16 protein-coding genes are annotated in these 18237 nt (G+C 73.9%); 10 read left to right on the top strand and 6 right to left on the bottom strand.

What is annotated here, in order from left to right; genetic code table 11:
• Window positions 1-73: 73 nt before the first annotated feature.
• The 3 genes from CHF16_RS18450 to CHF16_RS18440 all read left to right on the top strand — a co-directional run bounded on the left by CHF16_RS18450 (window position 74) and on the right by CHF16_RS18440 (window position 5321).
• The gene (locus CHF16_RS18450) at window positions 74-1675 is read left to right on the top strand and encodes an acyl--CoA ligase family protein (RefSeq protein WP_089327298.1); all 1602 of its coding nucleotides are present in this window, start codon (window positions 74-76) and stop codon (window positions 1673-1675) included.
• A 120-nt stretch (window positions 1676-1795) separates the two neighbouring features.
• Window positions 1796-3352: an FAD-dependent monooxygenase gene (locus CHF16_RS18445; RefSeq protein ID WP_089327297.1), complete on the top strand. Its 1557-nt coding sequence runs from the start codon at window positions 1796-1798 to the stop codon at window positions 3350-3352.
• A 4-nt stretch (window positions 3353-3356) separates the two neighbouring features.
• The gene (locus tag CHF16_RS18440; protein ID WP_089327296.1) at window positions 3357-5321 is read left to right on the top strand and encodes an aconitate hydratase; all 1965 of its coding nucleotides are present in this window, start codon (window positions 3357-3359) and stop codon (window positions 5319-5321) included.
• On the opposite strand, the gene CHF16_RS18435 is transcribed toward CHF16_RS18440, so the two are convergent.
• Window positions 5315-5713 carry a DUF2795 domain-containing protein gene (locus CHF16_RS18435; RefSeq protein ID WP_245868757.1) on the bottom strand — a complete coding sequence of 133 codons (399 nt, stop codon included), beginning with the start codon at window positions 5711-5713 and terminating at the stop codon, window positions 5315-5317. The genes CHF16_RS18440 and CHF16_RS18435 overlap by 7 nt on opposite strands.
• Before the next feature lie 79 nt (window positions 5714-5792).
• Window positions 5793-7187, bottom strand: a complete 1395-nt coding sequence (locus CHF16_RS18430) for a cytochrome P450 family protein (protein ID WP_089327294.1) — start codon at window positions 7185-7187, stop codon at window positions 5793-5795.
• A gap of 144 nt (window positions 7188-7331) precedes the next feature.
• Between CHF16_RS18430 and CHF16_RS18425 the strand changes: the two genes are divergently transcribed.
• On the top strand, window positions 7332-7520 hold the full coding sequence (locus tag CHF16_RS18425) for a DUF5302 domain-containing protein (RefSeq protein WP_089327293.1): 189 nt from the start codon (window positions 7332-7334) through the stop codon (window positions 7518-7520).
• Between the two features lie 55 nt (window positions 7521-7575).
• Here the strand turns inward: CHF16_RS18425 and CHF16_RS18420 are convergent, their stop codons facing one another.
• From CHF16_RS18420 to CHF16_RS18410, 3 genes are all read right to left on the bottom strand, one after another.
• On the bottom strand, window positions 7576-8214 hold the full coding sequence (locus tag CHF16_RS18420; RefSeq protein WP_089327292.1) for a pyridoxamine 5'-phosphate oxidase family protein: 639 nt from the start codon (window positions 8212-8214) through the stop codon (window positions 7576-7578).
• A gap of 68 nt (window positions 8215-8282) precedes the next feature.
• Window positions 8283-9320 (bottom strand): MBL fold metallo-hydrolase, encoded by a 1038-nt coding sequence (locus CHF16_RS18415; protein ID WP_089327291.1) that lies wholly within the window; start codon window positions 9318-9320, stop codon window positions 8283-8285.
• Window positions 9321-9401: 81 nt separating this feature from the next.
• Complete coding sequence (locus CHF16_RS18410; RefSeq protein ID WP_089327290.1) at window positions 9402-10364, bottom strand: hypothetical protein; 963 nt, start codon at window positions 10362-10364, stop codon at window positions 9402-9404.
• A gap of 111 nt (window positions 10365-10475) precedes the next feature.
• On the opposite strand from CHF16_RS18410, the gene CHF16_RS18405 reads away from it, so the two are divergent.
• The 3 genes from CHF16_RS18405 (at window position 10476) to CHF16_RS18395 (ending at window position 13075) form a co-directional block, all read left to right on the top strand.
• Window positions 10476-11120, top strand: a complete 645-nt coding sequence (locus CHF16_RS18405; protein ID WP_089327289.1) for a PadR family transcriptional regulator — start codon at window positions 10476-10478, stop codon at window positions 11118-11120.
• Between the two features lie 144 nt (window positions 11121-11264).
• Window positions 11265-12242: an ABC transporter ATP-binding protein gene (locus CHF16_RS18400; RefSeq protein ID WP_089327288.1), complete on the top strand. Its 978-nt coding sequence runs from the start codon at window positions 11265-11267 to the stop codon at window positions 12240-12242.
• Window positions 12239-13075 carry an ABC transporter permease gene (locus tag CHF16_RS18395; protein ID WP_218826721.1) on the top strand — a complete coding sequence of 279 codons (837 nt, stop codon included), beginning with the start codon at window positions 12239-12241 and terminating at the stop codon, window positions 13073-13075. Before CHF16_RS18400 ends, CHF16_RS18395 begins: the two co-directional genes overlap by 4 nt.
• A 75-nt stretch (window positions 13076-13150) precedes the next feature.
• Here CHF16_RS18395 and CHF16_RS18390 read toward each other — a convergent pair whose 3' ends face one another.
• Window positions 13151-14452 (bottom strand): M20/M25/M40 family metallo-hydrolase, encoded by a 1302-nt coding sequence (locus tag CHF16_RS18390; protein ID WP_089327287.1) that lies wholly within the window; start codon window positions 14450-14452, stop codon window positions 13151-13153.
• Between the two features lie 224 nt (window positions 14453-14676).
• Between CHF16_RS18390 and CHF16_RS18385 the strand changes: the two genes are divergently transcribed.
• From CHF16_RS18385 to CHF16_RS18375, 3 genes are read left to right on the top strand one after another with little or no spacing between them, the layout of a single operon-like run.
• Window positions 14677-16299, top strand: a complete 1623-nt coding sequence (locus CHF16_RS18385; protein WP_143228034.1) for a peptide ABC transporter substrate-binding protein — start codon at window positions 14677-14679, stop codon at window positions 16297-16299.
• A gap of 6 nt (window positions 16300-16305) precedes the next feature.
• A complete protein-coding gene (locus CHF16_RS18380; protein ID WP_089327285.1) occupies window positions 16306-17232 on the top strand; it encodes an ABC transporter permease in 927 nt (308 codons plus the stop codon).
• 7 nt (window positions 17233-17239) lie between these two features.
• A complete protein-coding gene (locus tag CHF16_RS18375) occupies window positions 17240-18232 on the top strand; it encodes an ABC transporter permease (protein ID WP_143228033.1) in 993 nt (330 codons plus the stop codon).
• Window positions 18233-18237: the final 5 nt, after the last annotated feature.

The raw sequence follows: 18237 nt of genomic DNA, 5'->3' as shown, positions 1-18237 counted from the left end.
GCCGTGGGACCATGAGGGGTCCCATCCGCGCTGAGGCGCCGGACGCCCAGCAGACGGCACCGGAGGCTCACCGATGGACAACGGCCCGGGTTACACGGCGCTGACCCCGCTCGCGTTCCTCAAGAGGTCGGCGGAGGTGTTCCCCGGCAAGACCGCCCACGTCCACGGGGACCGCCGCACCACCTACGCCGAGTTCGCCGCCGAGGCCACGCGGCTGGCGCACGCGCTGCGGGCGTCCGGGATCGGGCCCGGCGACCGCGTCGCCTACCTGGCGCCGAACGTCCCCGAGCTGCTCACCGCCCACTTCGCTGTGCCGCTCGCCGGGGCCGTGCTCGTCGCGATCAACACGCGGCTCGCGCCCGAGGAGATCCGCTACATCCTGGACCATTCGGGTGCCAAGGCGCTGGTGGTGGACGCCGGGCTGCACCCGTCCGTGGCGCCGATCGCGGACGGGCTGCCGCAGGTCGTCACGGTTCCGGCGCCGGGCGCGGACCCGGCCCCGGCGGTCGGCGGCATCGGCTACGGCGAGCTGCTGGCGCGCGGCTCCGGCGACCCGCTGCCCTGGGACGTCCAGGACGAGAACGCCGCCATCTCGATCAACTACACGTCCGGCACCACGGGACGCCCCAAAGGCGTCGTCTACACCCACCGCGGCGCCTACCTGAACGCGCTCGGCGAGGTCCTGCACTCCGCGCACACCCCCGCCAGCGTCTACCTGTGGACGCTGCCGATGTTCCACTGCAACGGCTGGTGCACGCCGTGGGCGCTCGCCGCGATCGGCGGGACGCAGGTGTGCCTGCGCGCCGTCGACGCCGCCGAGGTGTGGCGGCTCATCGACGCCGAGGGCGTCACCCACCTCAACGGGGCCCCGACCGTGCTGGTCGCGATCGCGAACGCGGCGGAGGCGCACCCGCTGGACCGGCCGCTGACGGTCACGACGGCGGGCGCGCCGCCGAGCCCGACGATCATCGGGGAGATGGAGCGGCTCGGCGCCCGCATCGTGCACGTCTACGGCCTGACCGAGACCTACGGGCCGTACTCGGTGTGCGAGCCGCAGCCGGGCTGGCCGGGCCTGCCCGCCGGCGACCGGGCCCGGCTGCTGGCCCGGCAGGGCGTCGGGATGGTCCAGACGGACGGGCTGCGCGTCGTCGACGACGCCATGCGCGACGTCCCCGCCGACGGGGAGACGCTCGGCGAGATCGTCATGCGCGGCAACAACGTCATGAAGGGCTACCACCGGGACGAGGAGGCCACCGCGCGCGCGTTCCGCGGCGGCTGGTTCCACTCCGGCGACCTCGGCGTCCGCCACCCCGACGGCTACGTCGAGCTGCGCGACCGGTCCAAGGACATCATCATCTCCGGCGGCGAGAACATCTCGACGGTCGAGGTCGAGCGCGCCATCGACTCCCATCCGGCCGTGCTGGAGGTCGCCGTCGTCGCCGTGCCCGACGACAAGTGGGGCGAGCGCCCCAAGGCGTTCGTCGTGCTCCGCGACGGGCACGCCGCCACCGGGGACGAGCTGATCGAGCACGTCAGGGCGAGCATCGCCCGCTACAAGGCGCCCGACGCGGTGGAGTTCGTCGCCGAGCTGCCGAAGACGTCCACCGGGAAGATCCAGAAGTTCCAGCTGCGGGAGCGGGAGTGGGCCGGGCGGGACAGCCGTGTCCAGGGCTGATCGGGAGGCCCGGAGCCCTTGCCGCATCGGCGCTCCCGCCGGTGTGAGGACGCGCCGATCGTGGGAAGTGTTCCCTGCGCGGGTGCCGGGCCGCCGGCCGCCCGCGGAGAGGGGAGCGTGATGGCGCCCACCGGGAGGCCGACCGGGAACGTGCTGATCGTGGGGGCGGGCCCGACCGGGCTCCTGCTGGCGGGGGACCTGGCCGCGGCGGGCATCGGCTGCACCGTGCTGGAGCGCCGCGCCGAGGAGACGAGCAACCTGACGCGGGCGTTCGCCGTGCACGCCCGCACGCTGGAGACCCTGGACGCGCGCGGAGCCGCCGACCCCCTGATCGCCGCGGGTACCCGCGTCGGCTCGCTGCGGCTGCTCGGCGCGACCGCCCTGGACCTGTCGCGGCTGCCCGGCCGCTTCCCGTTCGTCCTCGTCGTCCCGCAGTACGAGACCGAGCGCGTCCTGAAGGAGCGGGCGCTCGCGGCCGGCGCGGAGATCGTGCACGGCGCCGAGGTCACCGCGCTCCGCCAGGACGCCGCGGGCGTGGACGTCGACGTGCGGACCGCCGGCGGCGGCACCGCGACCCGCCGCGCCTCCTACGTGGTCGGCGCCGACGGGGTGCGCAGCACCGTCCGGCGGGAGCTCGGGCTGCCGTTCCCCGGACGGGCGGCCGTGCGCTCGGTGATGCTCGCCGACGTGCGGCTGGACGAGGCGCCCGCCGCCACCCTGACCGTCGGCGCCGCCGCCGACGCGTTCGCGTTCGTCGCCCCGTTCGGCGACGGCTGGTACCGGGTGATCGCCTGGAACCGCCGGCACCAGGCGCCCGACTCCGAGCCGGTCGACATGGCCGAGCTGCGGGAGACCGTCCGCCGCGCGCTCGGCACCGACCACGGCATGCGCGACCCGCGCTGGACGTCCCGGTTCCACAGCGACGAGCGGCAGGTCCCGCGGTACCGGGTGGGCCGGGTGTTCCTCGCCGGGGACGCTGCGCACGTCCACTCCCCGGCGGGCGGGCAGGGCATGAACACCGGGATCCAGGACGCGGCGAACCTCGGCTGGAAGATCGCCGCCGAGCTGTGGGGATGGGCGCCGTCCTGGCTGCTCGACAGCTACCACGAGGAGCGGTACCCGGTCGGGCGGCAGGTCCTGCGGGGCAGCGGGGCGCTGCTGCGGTTCGCGCTCGCCGAGCCGTACTGGCTGCGCGCGGCGCGCGGCGCCGCCGCGTGGGCGGCGACGCACGTCCGGCCGGTGGCGCGGCGGATGGCGGGCGCCGTCTCCGGCATCGACACCGCCTACCCGGCGCCGCGCGGGGCGCACCGGCTCACCGGCCGCCGCGCCCCCGACGTGCCGCTGGCGGGCAGCCCGTCCCGGCTGTACGAGCTGCTCGGAGAGGGGATGTTCGTCCTCGTCGTCGCGGCGAACGACCCGGCGGTCACCTACCTGGCGACGAAGCGGTGGGCGGGCCGGGTGCACTGCGCGCTGGCCGGGGGCGCCACCCGCACGACCGCGCTGGTGCGGCCGGACGGCTACATCGCGTGGGCCACCGACGAGACCGCCCCGGACCGGCGCGCCGCCGAGATCCGCGACGCGCTGGGCCACTGGTGCGGGCCGCCCGCCGACCGCGCCGTCCACGAACCCCGCCGCATCGGGAGCCTCCCGGGCGACGGCGACCAACGGAGGAGTTGAGACCATGGCAGCCGGCACGGGGGGCCGCGGCGTCGCGCGGAAACTGATCGCCTCGCATCTGGTGAGCGGCGAGATGCGGCCGGGCGCCGAGATCGGGATCCGCGTCGACCAGACCCTCACCCAGGACGCGACCGGCACGCTGGTGATGCTGGAGCTGGAGGCGCTCGACCTCGACCGGGTCCGGACGGACGTGTCCGTCCAGTACGTCGACCACAACCTGCTGCAGGCCGACGAGCGCAACATGGCCGACCACATCTTCCTGCGGTCCGCCGCCCGCCGGTACGGGCTCTGGTACTCCAAGCCCGGCAACGGCGTGTCCCATCCGACGCACATGCAGCGCTTCGGCGTGCCCGGCGCGACCATGGTCGGCTCCGACTCCCACACCTGCGCGGCGGGATCGCTCGGCATGCTCGCGATCGGCGTCGGCGGGCTGGAGGTCGCGATGGCGATGGCCGGGGAGCCGCTGCACGTGACGATGCCGGAGATCTGGGGCGTCCGGCTGACCGGGGAGCTGCCGCCGTGGTGCAGCGCCAAGGACGTGATCCTGGAGATGCTGCGCCGGCACGGGGTGCGCGGCGGCGTCAACCGGATCATCGAGTACCACGGGCCCGGCCTCGCCGGGCTGACCGCGATGGACCGGCACGTCATCGCCAACATGGGCGCGGAGCTCGGCGCGACGACGACGGTGTTCCCGGCGGACGAGCAGGTCCGCGCGTTCCTGCGCGCCGAGGACCGCGAGGGCGACTTCACCGAGCTCACCGCCGACCCGGACGCGCGCTACGACGTCGACGAGGAGATCGACCTGTCCGCGCTGGAGCCGCTGATCGCCCGCCCGAGCTCGCCCGGCGACGTCGTCCCCGTGCGCGAGGCCGCGGGGGAGGAGGTCCACCAGGTCGTGGTCGGCTCGTCGGCGAACCCCGGGCTGCGCGACTTCGCGTCCGTCGCGGCGATCGTGAAGGGGCGCCAGGTGCACCCGCGGGTGTCGCTGGACGTGAACCCGACGTCCCGGCAGATCCTCGTCGACCTGACCAGGATGGGCGCGACCGCCGACCTCGTGCAGGCCGGCGCCCGCATCCACCAGGCCGGCTGCATGGGCTGCATCGGCATGGGGCAGGCGCCCGCGATCGGCCGCAACAGCCTGCGGACCATGCCGCGCAACTTCCCCGGCCGCTCCGGCACCCGGGACGACCTGGTCTGGCTGTGCTCGCCGGAGACCGCCGCGGCCGCCGCGCTCACCGGCCGGATCACCGACCCGCGCGACCTCGGCATGGACCCGCCGGCCGTCCGCCTCCCGGCCGCCTCCAGCGTCAACCGGGACATGCTCGAAGGGCCGCCGCCCGCGGACGAGGCCCGCCGCGTCGAGCTGGAGAAGGCGCCGAGCATCGGCGTGCTGCCCGAACTGGACCCGCTGCCCGACGAGCTGGAGCTGCCCGTCGCCATCAAGGTCGGCGACGACGTGTCCACCGACGAGATCCTTCCGGCGGGCGCGCGGGCCCTGCCGTACCGCAGCGACATCGCCCGGCTCGCCGACTTCGCCTTCGACCAGTTCGACGAGGACTATTCCGGCCGGGCCCGGGAGATGGGCCCGCACGCCGTGGTCGGCGGCCGCAACTACGGCCAGGGCTCCTCGCGCGAGCACGCGGCGATCGCGCCTCGCCACCTCGGGCTGCGGCTCGTGCTGGCGCGCGGCTATGCCAGGATCCACTGGCAGAACCTCGTCAACTTCGGGATCCTGCCGCTGGAGTTCGCCGAAGAAGGCGACTACGACCGGGTGGAGCGGGGCGACGTGCTGCGCGTGGAGAACGTTCGGGACGCGCTGAAGGCCGGGAACGAGATCGACGTCCGCAACACCACCAAGGGCGAGACGTACCGGGCGCGGCACCGCCTGTCACCGCGCCAGCGGGACCTGGTCGCCGCCGGCGGCCAGATCCCGCTCCTCCGCGCCCGCAGGGAGGCGGCCGGTCAGTAGCGGCGTTCCTCGCGGCCGTAGCCGAGTTCCTCGGCGATGTCGGCGACGTTCTCGTACTCGCGCTTCGGCAGCGTCCGCAGCTGGTCGACGGCCTCGTCGGGGGCGCCCGCCTCGGCGGCGTGCCGGACCAGCTCGTTCGGGCGGGCCGGGTAGCGGACGCCGGTGAGCATCCGGGCGAGGGCGCTGCGGCCCTCCACGTCCCGGGCGCTCATCCCGGGCGGGGAGCCCTCGCGGTCCCCGGTGGCCGGCGCGTTCGGGTCCGCCGGGTAGTCGTCGGAGAACGGCTCGGGCTCCTTGAACTCCTCGGCGTGAGTGGGGTGCCCGCCGCTGATCATGCCGTGGGTCTCGCGGACGATCTCGTCGTCGGCCCTGGGGCCGTGCTTGTCGCTCATGTCTGGCATGGGAAGAGCGTTCCCGGGCCGCCGTGTCCAAACATGGAACCGATCTTGGACGCCCCCGGCGGCGGCGCGGCTACGACCGGCGCATCAGCCGCAGCACGCGCCGCACCAGCGAGGTCTCGGCGGGCTCCTCCGGTGCCCGGTCCGCCGCGTCCTCCTCGGCGGCGGGAGGCGCCGGCCGCGGCTCGGGCGGCGGCCCGGCCAGCTCGTAGTTGACCGGCAGCGACCGCAGGCCCCGCATCAGCGGGGACGACCGCCAGGGGAGCTGGTCGGCGGGCAGCGCGAGCCGCAGCGTGGAGAACCGGTCGAACAGCCGCTCCACCGCGATCATCGTGACGGTGGTGGCGAGGTCGCGGCCGAGGCAGGCGTGCGGGCCGGCGCTCCAGGCCAGATGGGCGCGGGAGGAGTAGATCGCGTCCGGCGCCGTGGCGCCGGTGAACGCCGGGTCCAGGTGGGCGGCGGCGGGTGACACCATGACCGGGTCGCCGGCCGCGATCTGGAACCTGCCGAGCCGGACGTCCGACTTGGCCCACCGGAACGAGAGGTTGGCCATCGGCGGGTTCGCGGCCGCCGCCCGGTTGATCGCCTCCTGGATCATGCCGGCGGACATGCTGTCGCGGGCGCCGGTGTCGCCGATCAGCACCTCGGTGATGGTGTTGCAGATGAGCGTGCCGGTGACGTCGCCGACGAGCCCCGACAGCATCGCCATCTCGCGGGTGAGCTCCTCGGCGGTCAGGTCGGGCACGGCGGCGAGCATGAAGGACGGCAGGTCGGTGCCGGGCTCGGTGACGCGCGCCGCGCACACGTCCGCGAACCGGGCGAGCAGCCGGTCGGACGCCTCCCGCGCGTCCGGGCCGGCGTCCATCACCCGCCACAGGTCGATGATCAGCTCGTCGTCGCCGTCCGCGCCGGTGCCGAGCAGCCGGCCGATCACCATCAGCGGCAGCGGGCGCGCGTACTGGGCGGACAGGTCGGCCCAGCCGGACGCGCCGCCCTCCGACAGCACGGTGATCAGCTCGTCGGCGTACCGGCGGACGGCCAGCTCCAGCGCCTTCGCCTCGGGCCGGGCGCGCTCCTGGAAGGGGCGCAGGCCCTCGCTCCAGGCGCTGCGGAGCCGGGTGGAGTCGGCGCCGTCGCGGAACGCCGAGTTGCCCGACTCCACCACCGGCAGCATCGGCCAGTCCGCCGGGACGGAGCCCTCCCGGTACCGGCGCCAGTTCTCCACGCGCCGGCTCCAGATGCCGCGCGCGTCGCGCATGATGTCGAGCGTCTGCGCGTAGCCGATCACGAGCCACGCCGGGACGCCGAGGACGTCCACCGGCGCCACCGGCCCGTACTCCGCGCGCAGCCGTTCGTAGAAGACCGCGGGGCGGGACTCGTAGTCGCGGTTCAGCAGGGGCTGGACGGCGAGCGCCTCCAGCGGCGGGTGCGCGGGTGCGGGTTCTGCCTGCGGCGTCTGGGGCTCCACGTGCACAAACCATAGGAGAGATCGTTCGCCGCCGACGACGATTGCGACGGAATCGCCCAAATTGATCTTTCGGGCGGACCCGGATGGCCGAATCCCCGCGCGATGTGTGAGGCTGGAGGAGCCCTAAGAGAGCTGGAGGTCCGCATGGCCGAATCGTCAGGAGAGCCCGCCGAAGGCGAGGACGACGTCAAGCGCAGGTTCCGGGAGGCCCTGGAGCGCAAGCGCGGAGCGGCGGCCAAGAACGCCGGCGCGTCCGGCAGGAGCGGCTCGAAGGTGCGCGGCGCGCACGACCGCGCCGGCCAGCAGCGGCAGTTCCGGCGCAAGAGCGGCTGACCGCGACCCACCGTCCGACCCCCGCGCGGAGCGCGGGGGTCCTTTCGCGTCCGGGTCAGCTCCCGTAGAGCTTCTTCGAGTAGCTCGCCTCGGAGTAGTGGCTCTCCAGCTGCTCGAGGGTCTCCTCGGTGTACTGGACGTCCTTGACGATCCGGGCGTGCGCCGGCAGCGCCTCCGGGTCCCAGGTCTCGGGCTTCCACAGCTTGGAGCGCATCAGCGCCTTCGCGCAGTGGAAGAAGATCTGCTCGATGTGGACGACGAGCGCGAGCGCGGGCCGGTGGCCCTTGACGACCATCTCGTCGAAGAACGGCGCGTCCCGCACCAGGGTGGCCCGGCCGTTGATCCGCAGCGTCTCGCCCCGCCCCGGCACCAGGAAGATCAGCCCGACGTGCGGGTTGCTCAGGATGTTCAGGAACCCGTCCGCGCGGCGGTTGCCCGGCCGGTCCGGGACGGCGATCGTGGTGTCGTCGATGACGTGCGCGAACCCGGGCGGGTCGCCCTTGGGGGAGACGTCGCAGTTGCCGTCCGCGTCGCTGGTGGAGATCAGGCAGAACGGGGAGCGGGCGAGCCACTCGCGGTCCCAGGCGTGCAGGGTCGCGCGCTCCTTGTCGATCGCCCGCCGCATCGGCGTGCCGAGCAGCTCGCGCAGCTCCGCCGCGGACGTGATCGCAGTGAACTCGGGGGCGAGCGTCATCGCCGCTCCTTCCGCTGGAGAACGATGATCAGCGTAACCCGGCGGAGACCGGGCGGTTCCGGCCGGGGTCAGCCCTTCGCGGCGTAGCGGCGGACGCCGCCCTCCTCGTGGACGTCCAGGACGCCGCGATCGGCGAGGACGTCCAGGTGCGCCTCGATCTCCAGGACGGCCAGCATCCGGCTGAACGCGTCCAGGTCGGCGAGGCTGCGCCGGCGGCGGGTCCACGGCATCGCCTCGGCGACCGCGAACGCCGTGTCGCGGCCCGCCCGGACCTGCGCGGCCGCGGCGTCGAGGCGCTCGGCGTGGTGCTCCAGCAGCTCGTCGACCCGGGTGTGCACGCTCGGCCGCACCGGGCCGTGCGCGGGGAGCAGCAGCGTGTCCGGCATGTCGCGGACGAGCCGCAGCGACTCCAGGTAGCTGCGCAGCGGCTTGGGCTCCGGCTCGGTCTCCAGCCCGATGGACGGCGTGATGTGCGGCAGGATGTGGTCCCCCGCGAACAGCAGCCCGGCGGCGGCGTCCCGCAGCACGATGTGGCCGCGCGTGTGCCCCGGCGTGGCGAACACGTCCAGGTCCCGGGCGGTGAGGCCGACCCGCTCCCCGTCGTCGAGCCAGGCGTCCGGCAGCGTGTGCGGGACGTCCCGCTCGGAGCGGTCCACCGGCGTCCCGGCGATCTCGGCGGCGAGGGCGTCCGCGCCGCAGCGGCGCAGCAGCTCGACCTGCCGGGGGTGCAGGCCGCGCCGGACGTCGAACGCCTCGATCGACGGGCGCTCGCCGCGCCCGATCCGCACCCGCGTCCCGAACGACTCGCGCAGCGCGAGGGCCTGCGAGTAGTGGTCCCAGTGCGCGTGGGTGACGAGGAACTGCGCCACGTCGTCCAGCCCGTGGCCGAGCGAGCGGAGGGCCTTCTCCATGGCGGCGCGCGTGTCGGGCATGGCCCAGCCGGAGTCCACGACGACGGGGCCGCCGTCGTCCTCGATCACGTAGACGTTGACGGCGTGCAGCGACGGGATGGGCAGCGCCAGGGGGATCCGGTAGACCCCGGGCACCACCGGATGGGCGCCCGGTTCGGTCCAGTCAGTCGGCTGCTCCACGACCGGTGCCGTCACCGCGCGCCCCCTCAATACTCGAATAACGTTCTACTAGAACCTACTTGATGCCGATCGTCCGGATCGCCGCCAGGGGGCCGGTCAGCCGTGCCGTGCGTCACGGTCGGCGGCGCGGCGGGCCTCGGCGGCGGCCGCGCGGACCTCCCGGGCGGCCTCCTCCGCCCGCGCCCGGTTCTGCTCGGCGCGCTCGGCGCGGCGGGCCGCGGCGTCCCGGTCGGCGGTCGCGCGCTCCAGCTCGCGGCGGAGCCGCGCCACCTCCGCGGACGCCTCCCCGGCCGCGCGCTTGGCGGCGTCCGCCCGGTCCGTGCGCTCGGCCAGCTTGCGCTCGGCCTCCTCGGCGCGCCTGCGCAGCGTCTCGGCCCGCCGCGCCCGCGCCGCGCTCGTGCGCGTCACGTTCGGCGCGGCGCCGTCGGGCTTCTCCTTCTTCCTCCGTGCGGGCTCCGCCTCCGCCTCCGATTCCGCCTTCGGCTCCGGTTCCGGCTTCGGCTCCGGTTCCGGCTTCGGCTCCGGTTCCGGCTTCTGCTTCCGCTTCGCGGGCCGCTCCTCTGGGGGCGCCATGGGGAAGCCGGCGGGGACGAAACCGGTGTGGCTCCGGGGCTGCGTCAGCCGCCCCGCCCGGACCTCGTCCGCGATCTCCGCGTCCACGGTGGCGGCCTGCAGCGTGTCCTCCACCTCCCGGACGGCCTGCTCCCGCAGCCCGTTGCCCGCCTCCGCGGCGAGCTCGCCCGCCGTCCGCACGAGCGAGGCGACCAGCTCGGCGCGGCGCTGCTCCAGGTCGCGCAACCCGCCGCCGCCTCCGCCTTCGCTCCATGCCGAGCGCAACTCGGCGCCCACGTCCAGCAGCCGCTCCAGCTCGTCGGCGGCGGAGCGGCTGAGCAGGTTCACCGCCCAGGCCGACAGCGTCGGGCGGCGCAGCGCGCCGATGCGCTTGGCGAGGGCGGCGTCGCCGCCGTCCTTGGCCTCCCGCGCGAGCCGCTTGCGCGTCTCCACGAACCGCGCGGGCGGCACGCCGTAGAGCTCGTCGGCCGCACTGGTGAAGTCCACGCCTGCTCTCTACCCCGTGCCGCGCAGCCCGGACCGAGGGCCGAGGGTCTGGACGGGGGAGAGCGCGGCGCTTATACTCGCACACGAGTATTCGTTGACGAGGAGTCCGGGATGGCCAAGCGGCGGAAGGTCGGCAACCTCCTCGGCCTCGCGGTGCTGTCGACGGTCTCCGCGAAGCCGATGCACCCCTACGAGATGGCCGCCGTGATGCGCGCCCGCGGGAAGGACCGCGACATGGGCATCAAGTGGGGGTCGCTCTACACCGTCGTCGGCAATCTGGAGAAGCACGGCTTCCTGGCCGTCGAGGGCAGCGTCCGGGAAGGGGCGCGGCCGGAGCGGACCGTCTACCGCATCACGGACGCGGGCAGGGCGGAGCTCGCCGACTGGGTCCGCGAGCTGATCGCCGTGCCCGAGCCGGAGGTGCCGCGGTTCGAGGCGGGGCTGTCGGTCCTCGGCGCGCTCGGCCCGGACGAGGTCGCCGCCCTGCTGCGCCGGCGCCTGGACGCGCTGGAGCGGCGGATCGCCGCCGACGCGGCGGCGCTCGCGGAGGCCGGCGTGCCGCGCGTCTTCCTGATCGAGGGGGAGTACGACCTGGCGATCAGGCGCGCCGAGGCCGCCTGGGTGCGCGGCTTCCTCGCCGAGATCGAGGACGGCACCCTGCCCCACCTCGACACGTGGCGCGCGTTCCACGAGACCGGAGAGCTGCCGCCCGAGATCGCCGAGATGGCGGAGAGGGGAGCCCCAGAGGAGCAGTAGCGGCGAGAGCGGCCCGGCGGCGGTGCGGCAACACCCCCGCCGGGCCGGAGAACCCACCACCGAGAAGATCCGCGCGGAGCGGGACCGGCGGCGAGCACGCACCTCAAGCCTATCCGGGACCCCTCCGCCGAGCACGGAGGAACCATGGCGCACGCCATCGAGGCCGAGGGCCTCGTGAAGACCTATCCCGGCGACGTCCGGGCCCTGGACGGGCTGACCATCACGGCCGCCCAGGGCGAGATCCTCGGGCTGCTCGGCCCCAACGGGGCCGGCAAGTCCACCACCGTCAAGATCCTCACCACCCTGGTCCGGCCCGACGCCGGCACCGCCGCCGTGGCCGGGCACGACGTGCTGCGCCGGCCCGACCGGGTCCGCCGGCGGATCGGGGTCGTGGCGCAGAAGTCCGGCGCCAACCCCGAGGCGAGCGGCCGCGCCAACCTCGTCCTTCAGGGCCGCCTGTACGGGCTGCCCGGCGCGCGGGCGCGGCGGCGGGCCGCGGAGCTGCTCGCCCGCTTCGGCCTGGACGACGCGGCGGACCGCCGCGTGAAGACCTACTCGGGCGGCATGCGGCGGCGCCTCGACATCGCGCTCGGCCTCGTCCACCGCCCGCGGGTGCTGTTCCTCGACGAGCCCACCACCGGGCTCGACCCCGAGGCGCGCGCCGCCGTGTGGGCCGAGATCGCCCGGCTCGCCGGCGACGACGACCTGGCGATCCTGCTGACCACCCACTACCTCGACGAGGCCGACCGGCTCGCCGGGCGGCTCGCGATCGTCGACGGGGGCCGCGTCGTCGCCTCGGGCACCCCCGACGGCCTCAAGGGCGAGCTGCGCGGCGACGCCGTGCACGTCGCCTGGCCGGAGGCGCCGCCGGAGCCGCTCGTGCGGGAGGCGCTCGGCCGCCTCCCCGGCGTCCGCGAGATCGTGCTGGACGGGCCGCGCCTCAGCGCCCGCACCGGCGACGGGGCCGCCGCCGTCCCGGCCGTCCTCGCCGCCCTCGACCAGGCCGGCGTCCCAGCGGCGTCCGCCACCGTCGCCCGGCCCTCCCTGGACGACGTCTACCTCCGCTACGCCGGGCGCCGCCTGGCCGGCTCCGAGCCCGCGACCGCGGGAGGCACCCGATGACCACCCCGATGACCACCCCGGCGACCACCCCGGCGACCACCCCGATGAGCGCCGCGATCACCGGCCTGGTGACCGGGACCTGGTGGATGACCCACCGGCGCCTGTCGGCGCTGCTGCGCAACCCGGCCGTCCTCGTCATGACGCTGGCGCAGCCGATGATCTGGCTGTTCCTGTTCGGGGAGCTGTTCGAGCGGGTCGCCGAGCTGCCCGGGTTCGGCGCCGCGTCCTACCTCGACTACATCGTCCCGGGCGTCGTCGTCATGAACGCGGTGTCGCTGAACACGTTCGCCGGGATGGCGACGATGGACGAGATCGAGCGCGGCACCCTCGACCGCTTCCTCGTCACCCCGGTGCGCCGCGGCGCGATCGTGCACGCTGGCGTCGTGGAGCAGGCCCTCAGCACGGCGTTCCAGTCCCTGGTGATCATCCTGCTGGGCGCGGCGGCGGGCGCCGCCTACCCGGGCGGCGCCGCGGGCCTCGCCGTCCTCGTCGCCGCCTCGGTGCTGGTCGGCGTCGTCCTCGCCGCCCTGTCGAACACGCTGGCGCTGCTCGCGCGCGACCGCAACACCATCATCGGCCTGAACGTGATGCTGCTGCTGCCGCTCACGTTCCTGTCGTCGGCGTTCATGCCCGCGAACCTGATGCCCTCGTGGATCGACCGCGTGGCCGCCGCCAACCCGGTGAGCTGGGCGCTCGACGCGTCCCGCGCGGCCCTGTCCGCCGACCCGGACTGGGCGTCGGCCGCACGGCACGGCTCAGGGCTGCTGGTACTGGCCGCGGCGGCCGTGGCACTGGCGGTCCACTCGGTGCGGGGCTACCAGAAGTCCCGCTGACGCGCCCGTTCCGGCCCGGCCGCCCGCGGGCGGCCGGGCCCTTCGGGCCGTGGATGCGGAGCGGGTGTCCGGGAGTCAGCGGGTGTCGAGGAAGTGGTCCAGGACCCGGGTGCCGAAGGCCAGGCCGTCGAGGGGGACGCGCTCGTCGACGCCGTGGAACATGCCGAAGTAGTCGAGGTCGGGCGTCAGGCGCAGGGGCGCGAAGCCGTAGCTGGTGATGCCGATGCGGTGGAACGACTTCGCGTCGGTGCCGCCGGCCATCACGTAGGGGACGGGATGGGCCTCCGGGTCCTCGGCGCGGAGCGCGTCGGCGAGGGCGGTGAACGTCGGCCCCGCGGGGTCGGCCGCCGGGGCCTCCTCGTAGTTGATGAACTCGCGGGTGACCCGGGGGCCGAGCAGCCGGTCGATCGTGGCGAGGAACTCCTCGCCGGTGCCGGGCAGGTAGCGGCCGTCGACCTGCGCGGTCGCGGTGCCGGGCACGACGTTGACCTTGTAGCCGGCCTCCAGCCGGGTCGGGTTCGCCGAGTTGCGGATCGTCCCGGCGAACAGGTGCCCGGCCCGGCCGAGCCGCGCGGCCTCCGCGTCGAGGCGGTCGTGGTCGATGGTCGTGCCGAGCGCCTTCGCGAGCCCGTCCAGCAGCGCGCGGACGCCCGGCGTCAGCCGGACGGGCCACTCGTGCGCGGCCAGCCGGGACACCGCGTGCGCGATCTCGGCGACCGCGTTGTCGGGCGCCGGTTTCGAGCCGTGCCCGGCGGTGCCGCGCGCCGTCAGCCTCAGCCAGGTGGTGCCGCGCTCGCCGGTGGCGACCGGGTAGATCCGCCGGCCGCCGGCCTCCACGCTGAACCCGCCGGACTCGCTGATCGCCTCCGTGCAGCCCTCGAAGACCTCCCGGTGCTCGCGCGCCACGTACCGGGACCCGTACTCGCCGGTGCACTCCTCGTCGGCGAGGAACGCCAGCACCAGGTCGCCGCGCGTGCGTCGCCCCTCGCGCAGCCTCTGCCGGACGGCCGCGAGCGTCATCGCGAGGCTGCCCTTCATGTCGACCGCGCCGCGCCCCCACACGCACCCGTCCCGCACCTCGCCGGAGAAGGGCGGCACGGCCCAGTCGGCGGCGTCGGCGGGGACCACGTCGAGGTGCCCGTGGATCAGGAAGGCCGGATGCGACGGGTCGGTGCCGGGGATCCGCGCGAGGACGCTCGCCCGGCCGGGCGCCGACTCCACGACGCGCGGCTCCGCGCCCACCTCGGCCAGCAGCGCGGCGACGTGCTCGGCCGCGGGACGCTCCGGACGGGCCACCCCCTCGCCCTGGTTGGTGGTGTCGAAACGGATCAGCTCAGCACAGATCCGGCCGGCCTCGATGCCCGCCCCGTCCTCCATCGAACCTCCGATACGCGACGAGGGTTCATTGTCCCCGGGGACCGGCCCGTGTCAACGCGGCGGCGGCGTGTCGCGCCCGGAACCGGGAACGCATGATCAAGAACGTATCGATCCGGTTTCGACTCCGTCAGCGCAGTGTGCAAAACGTCGCCGCACGGACCACCCTGCCAACAATCGAGGTGCGGCGGGCGGCCAAGCGCCCGTGGAGCGGGGCGGAGGATTGCATGATCGGCCAATGGGGCGTGCGGAAGGGCGTGCGGAAGAAGGCCGCGGGAGCCGTCGCGGTGGCGCTCGCGGTGGCGCTGGGGCTGTCGGCCTGCGGCGGCGGTGACGAGGCGGGGGCGAGCGACGGGACGTTCACCGTCGGGCACTCCGAGCCCGACCACCTGGTGCCCGCCAACACGACCAGCAGCTACGCCTTCGACGTGATCACCGAGCTGTTCGACAACCTGATGACGCTGAGCGCGGACGGCAAGGCGGAGCCGCTGGCCGCCGAGTCCGTCACCTCCTCCGACCAGAAGGTCTGGACGGTCAAGCTGCGGGCGGGGCAGAAGTTCCACAACGGCGAGCCGGTGACCGCGCAGAGCTTCGCCGACGCGTGGAACAACGCGGCGTACGGGCCGAACGCGATGAGCGCCAACTCCTACTTCTCGTACATCAAGGGCTACGAGGAGATGAACCCCGAGGACGAGAACGCCAAGCCGAAGGCCGACACGCTGTCGGGCCTGGAGGTCACCGGGCCGGACACGCTCAAGGTCACGCTGAACGCGCCGTTCAGCCAGTTCCCGCTGCTGCTGACGTACCCGGCGTACGCGCCGATGCCGAAGGCCGGGCTGAAGGACCTGAAGGCGTTCGAGGAGCACCCGATCGGCAACGGCCCGTACCAGATGGACGGCAACTGGGAGCGCAACAAGCAGATCAAGCTCGTCGCCTACCCCGGGTACGCGGGCCCGCGCAAGCCGAAGAACAAGGGCGTGACCTGGAAGAGCTACTCCAACGCCGACACGGCCTACACCGACCTGCGGGCGGGCCGGATCGACGTCCTGCAGACGATCCCGTCGGCGAAGGTCCCCGAGGCCAAGCGCCTGCTGGGGGACCGGTTCCTCGCCCGGAAGATGAGCACCACCGACTACCTCGGCTTCCCGGTGTTCGACAAGCGGTTCGCCAACCCGGACCTGCGCAAGGCCATCTCGATGGTCATCGACCGCCAGGGCATCAACAAGGCGGTCTACAACGGCGGCTACTTCCCCGCCGACTCGCTGATCCCGTCCATCATCCCCGGCCACCGCGACAACGCCTGCGGTGAGCTGTGCACCTACGACCCGGCGAAGGCCAAGCAGCTGTTCGACAAGGCCGGCGGGTTCAAGGGGACGATGGAGCTGTACTTCTCCAACGCGCAGCCGACCTACGCGCAGTGGATGCAGATCGTCGCGAACTCGCTGCGCGACAACCTCGGCATCACCGACGTCCAGTTCCGGCAGGTGCCGGCGTCCGACTACTTCTCGATGCTGCGCGAGCGCAAGGAGAAGGGCCCCTACCGGCAGAACTGGGAGGCCGACTTCCCGAGCCCGCAGAACTACCTCGAGAACATGTGGGGCTCGGCCGACAACCGCATGGGCTGGAAGAACAAGGAGTTCGACGACCTGATCGCCAAGGCCAACCAGGCCGCCGACCAGCAGCAGGCCATCGCGCTCTACAACCAGGCCGAGGACATCGCGCTCCGGGAGATGCCGATGATCCCGCTGTGGACCTGGGCGGGCGAGGGCGGCCGCTCGAAGAACGTCGACAACGTCGTGATCACCCCGTACTCGACGGGTCTCGTCGCCACCGATGTGACGGTGAAGTAACCGGCGATGTGGAGGTACGTCCTACGGCGGCTCCTGCAGGCGGTCCCCGTCTTCTTCGGCACGACGCTGCTCATCTACGTGATGGTGTTCGCGCTTCCGGGCGACCCCATTCAGGCGCTCGCCGGGGACAAGCCGGTCCCGGACAACGTCCTGCAGACGCTCCGGGACCGGTACAACCTCAACGACCCGCTGCTGGTGCAGTACGGGAAGTACATGTGGGGCCTCGCCCAGGGCGACCTGGGCGAGAACTACACCGGCCAGAGCGTGTCGGAGATGCTCAGCGGGCGGTGGACGGTGACCGCGCAGCTCGCCCTCACCGCCTGGATCTTCGAGCTGGCCATCGGGATCGCGCTCGGCGTGTGGGCGGGGCTGCGCCGCGGCCGGCTCGCCGACACCCTCGTCCTCGGCGGGACGACCCTGGTCATCGCGGTGCCGGTGTTCGTCCTCGGGTACGCCGCGCAGCTGCTGTTCGGACTGCACTGGCAGATCTTCCCCACGGCCGGGACGGACGAGGGCTGGCCGGTGAGCTACCTGCTGCCGGGCATCGTGCTCGGCTCGCTCGGCCTGTCGTACGTGGCGCGGCTGACGCGCACGAGCCTGTCGGAGAACCTGCGGGCCGACTACGTGCGCACCGCGAACGCCAAGGGCCTGTCGCGGGCGCGGGTGGTCGGCCGGCACGCGCTCCGCAACTCGCTCATCCCGGTGGTGACCTACCTCGGCGTCGACTTCGGCAACCTGATGGGCGGCGCGGTCGTGACCGAGGGCATCTTCAACCTGCCGGGCATCGGGCAGCAGGTGTTCCAGTCGATCCAGCTGAAGGAGGGCCCGGTCGTGGTCGGCGCGGTCACCGTGCTGGTCCTCATCTTCCTGCTGGTCAACCTGGTCGTGGACCTGCTGTACGGGGTGCTCGACCCGCGGATCAGGTACGAGTGAGGCGCGCATGACGATCAAGGACGCCGGCCCGCCGGGCGCCGAGCCCGAACCGGCACCCGGCGCGGCCGGGGCGCTCGCCGGCACGACCGCCGGGGCGGGCACGACCGCCGGGGCGGGCGCGGCGGCCGTCGCCGCGGCCGGCGGCGAGATCGGCCGGGCGTCGCTGTGGGACGACGCGTGGCGCGACCTGCGCCGCCGCTGGGTGTTCTGGATCTCGGTGACGATCCTGGCGTTCGTCGCGGTGATGGCCGTCCTGCCGCGGCTGTTCACCGCCACGGACGTCAACGAGGGCTGCGACCCGAACGCCGCCAAGGCCGGCCCGTCGGGCGGCCACTGGTTCGGCACCGACCTCGCGGGCTGCGACTACTACGCGCACGTCGTGCACGGCGCCCGCCCGACGCTGCTCATCGGCGTCGCCGTCACCCTGTTCGCGCTGCTGATCGCGATGGTGTTCGGGCTGCTCGCCGGGTACTACGGCGGCCTGCTGGACGCGGTGATCGCGCGGCTCACCGACGTGTTCTTCGGGCTGCCGTTCGTGCTGGGCGCCACGGTGATCCTGGTGGCGTTCCCCTCGCACGGCGTGTGGGCGATGACGCTGGTGCTGGTGCTGCTCGGCTGGACGACGATGATCCGCATCATGCGCGGCCAGGTCATCTCCGTCCGGGACGCCGACTACGTGCAGGCGGCGCGGCTGCTCGGCGCGTCCGACGCCCGGATCATGGCCCGGCACATCCTGCCGAACGCGCTCGCCCCGGTGATCGTGGTCGCCACCCTCAACGTCGGCAACGTGATCGTGGGCGAGGCCACGCTGGACTTCCTCGGCGTCGGCCTGCAGTACCCGGAGGTCTCCTGGGGGCTCCAGCTGAACCAGGCGAAGGACTCCTTCATCGACCACCCGCACCTGCTGGTCTTCCCCGCCGTGTTCCTGTCGGCGACGGTGCTGAGCTTCCTGATGCTCGGCGACGCCGTCCGCGACGCCCTCGACCCGAAGCTGCGGTGATCCCG

Source organism: Actinomadura meyerae (assembly GCF_900188445.1).
In the GTDB taxonomy this organism is placed as follows: domain Bacteria; phylum Actinomycetota; class Actinomycetes; order Streptosporangiales; family Streptosporangiaceae; genus Spirillospora; species Spirillospora meyerae.
The sequence above is the reverse complement of the archived record's forward strand: the minus strand, read 5'-3'. Positions and strand labels throughout refer to the sequence as shown.

Coding starts and splice junctions, on each gene's coding strand:
- CHF16_RS18380 (WP_089327285.1), top strand. CDS start 16,306: ATGTGGAGGTACGTCCTACGGCGGCTCCTGCAGGCGGTCCCCGTCTTC.
- CHF16_RS18445 (WP_089327297.1), top strand. CDS start 1,796: ATGGCGCCCACCGGGAGGCCGACCGGGAACGTGCTGATCGTGGGGGCG.
- CHF16_RS18375 (WP_143228033.1), top strand. CDS start 17,240: ATGACGATCAAGGACGCCGGCCCGCCGGGCGCCGAGCCCGAACCGGCA.
- CHF16_RS18400 (WP_089327288.1), top strand. CDS start 11,265: ATGGCGCACGCCATCGAGGCCGAGGGCCTCGTGAAGACCTATCCCGGC.
- CHF16_RS18405 (WP_089327289.1), top strand. CDS start 10,476: ATGGCCAAGCGGCGGAAGGTCGGCAACCTCCTCGGCCTCGCGGTGCTG.
- CHF16_RS18385 (WP_143228034.1), top strand. CDS start 14,677: ATGATCGGCCAATGGGGCGTGCGGAAGGGCGTGCGGAAGAAGGCCGCG.
- CHF16_RS18420 (WP_089327292.1), bottom strand. CDS start 8,214: ATGACGCTCGCCCCCGAGTTCACTGCGATCACGTCCGCGGCGGAGCTG.
- CHF16_RS18395 (WP_218826721.1), top strand. CDS start 12,239: ATGACCACCCCGATGACCACCCCGGCGACCACCCCGGCGACCACCCCG.
- CHF16_RS18450 (WP_089327298.1), top strand. CDS start 74: ATGGACAACGGCCCGGGTTACACGGCGCTGACCCCGCTCGCGTTCCTC.
- CHF16_RS18425 (WP_089327293.1), top strand. CDS start 7,332: ATGGCCGAATCGTCAGGAGAGCCCGCCGAAGGCGAGGACGACGTCAAG.
- CHF16_RS18440 (WP_089327296.1), top strand. CDS start 3,357: ATGGCAGCCGGCACGGGGGGCCGCGGCGTCGCGCGGAAACTGATCGCC.
- CHF16_RS18435 (WP_245868757.1), bottom strand. CDS start 5,713: ATGAGCGACAAGCACGGCCCCAGGGCCGACGACGAGATCGTCCGCGAG.
- CHF16_RS18390 (WP_089327287.1), bottom strand. CDS start 14,452: ATGGAGGACGGGGCGGGCATCGAGGCCGGCCGGATCTGTGCTGAGCTG.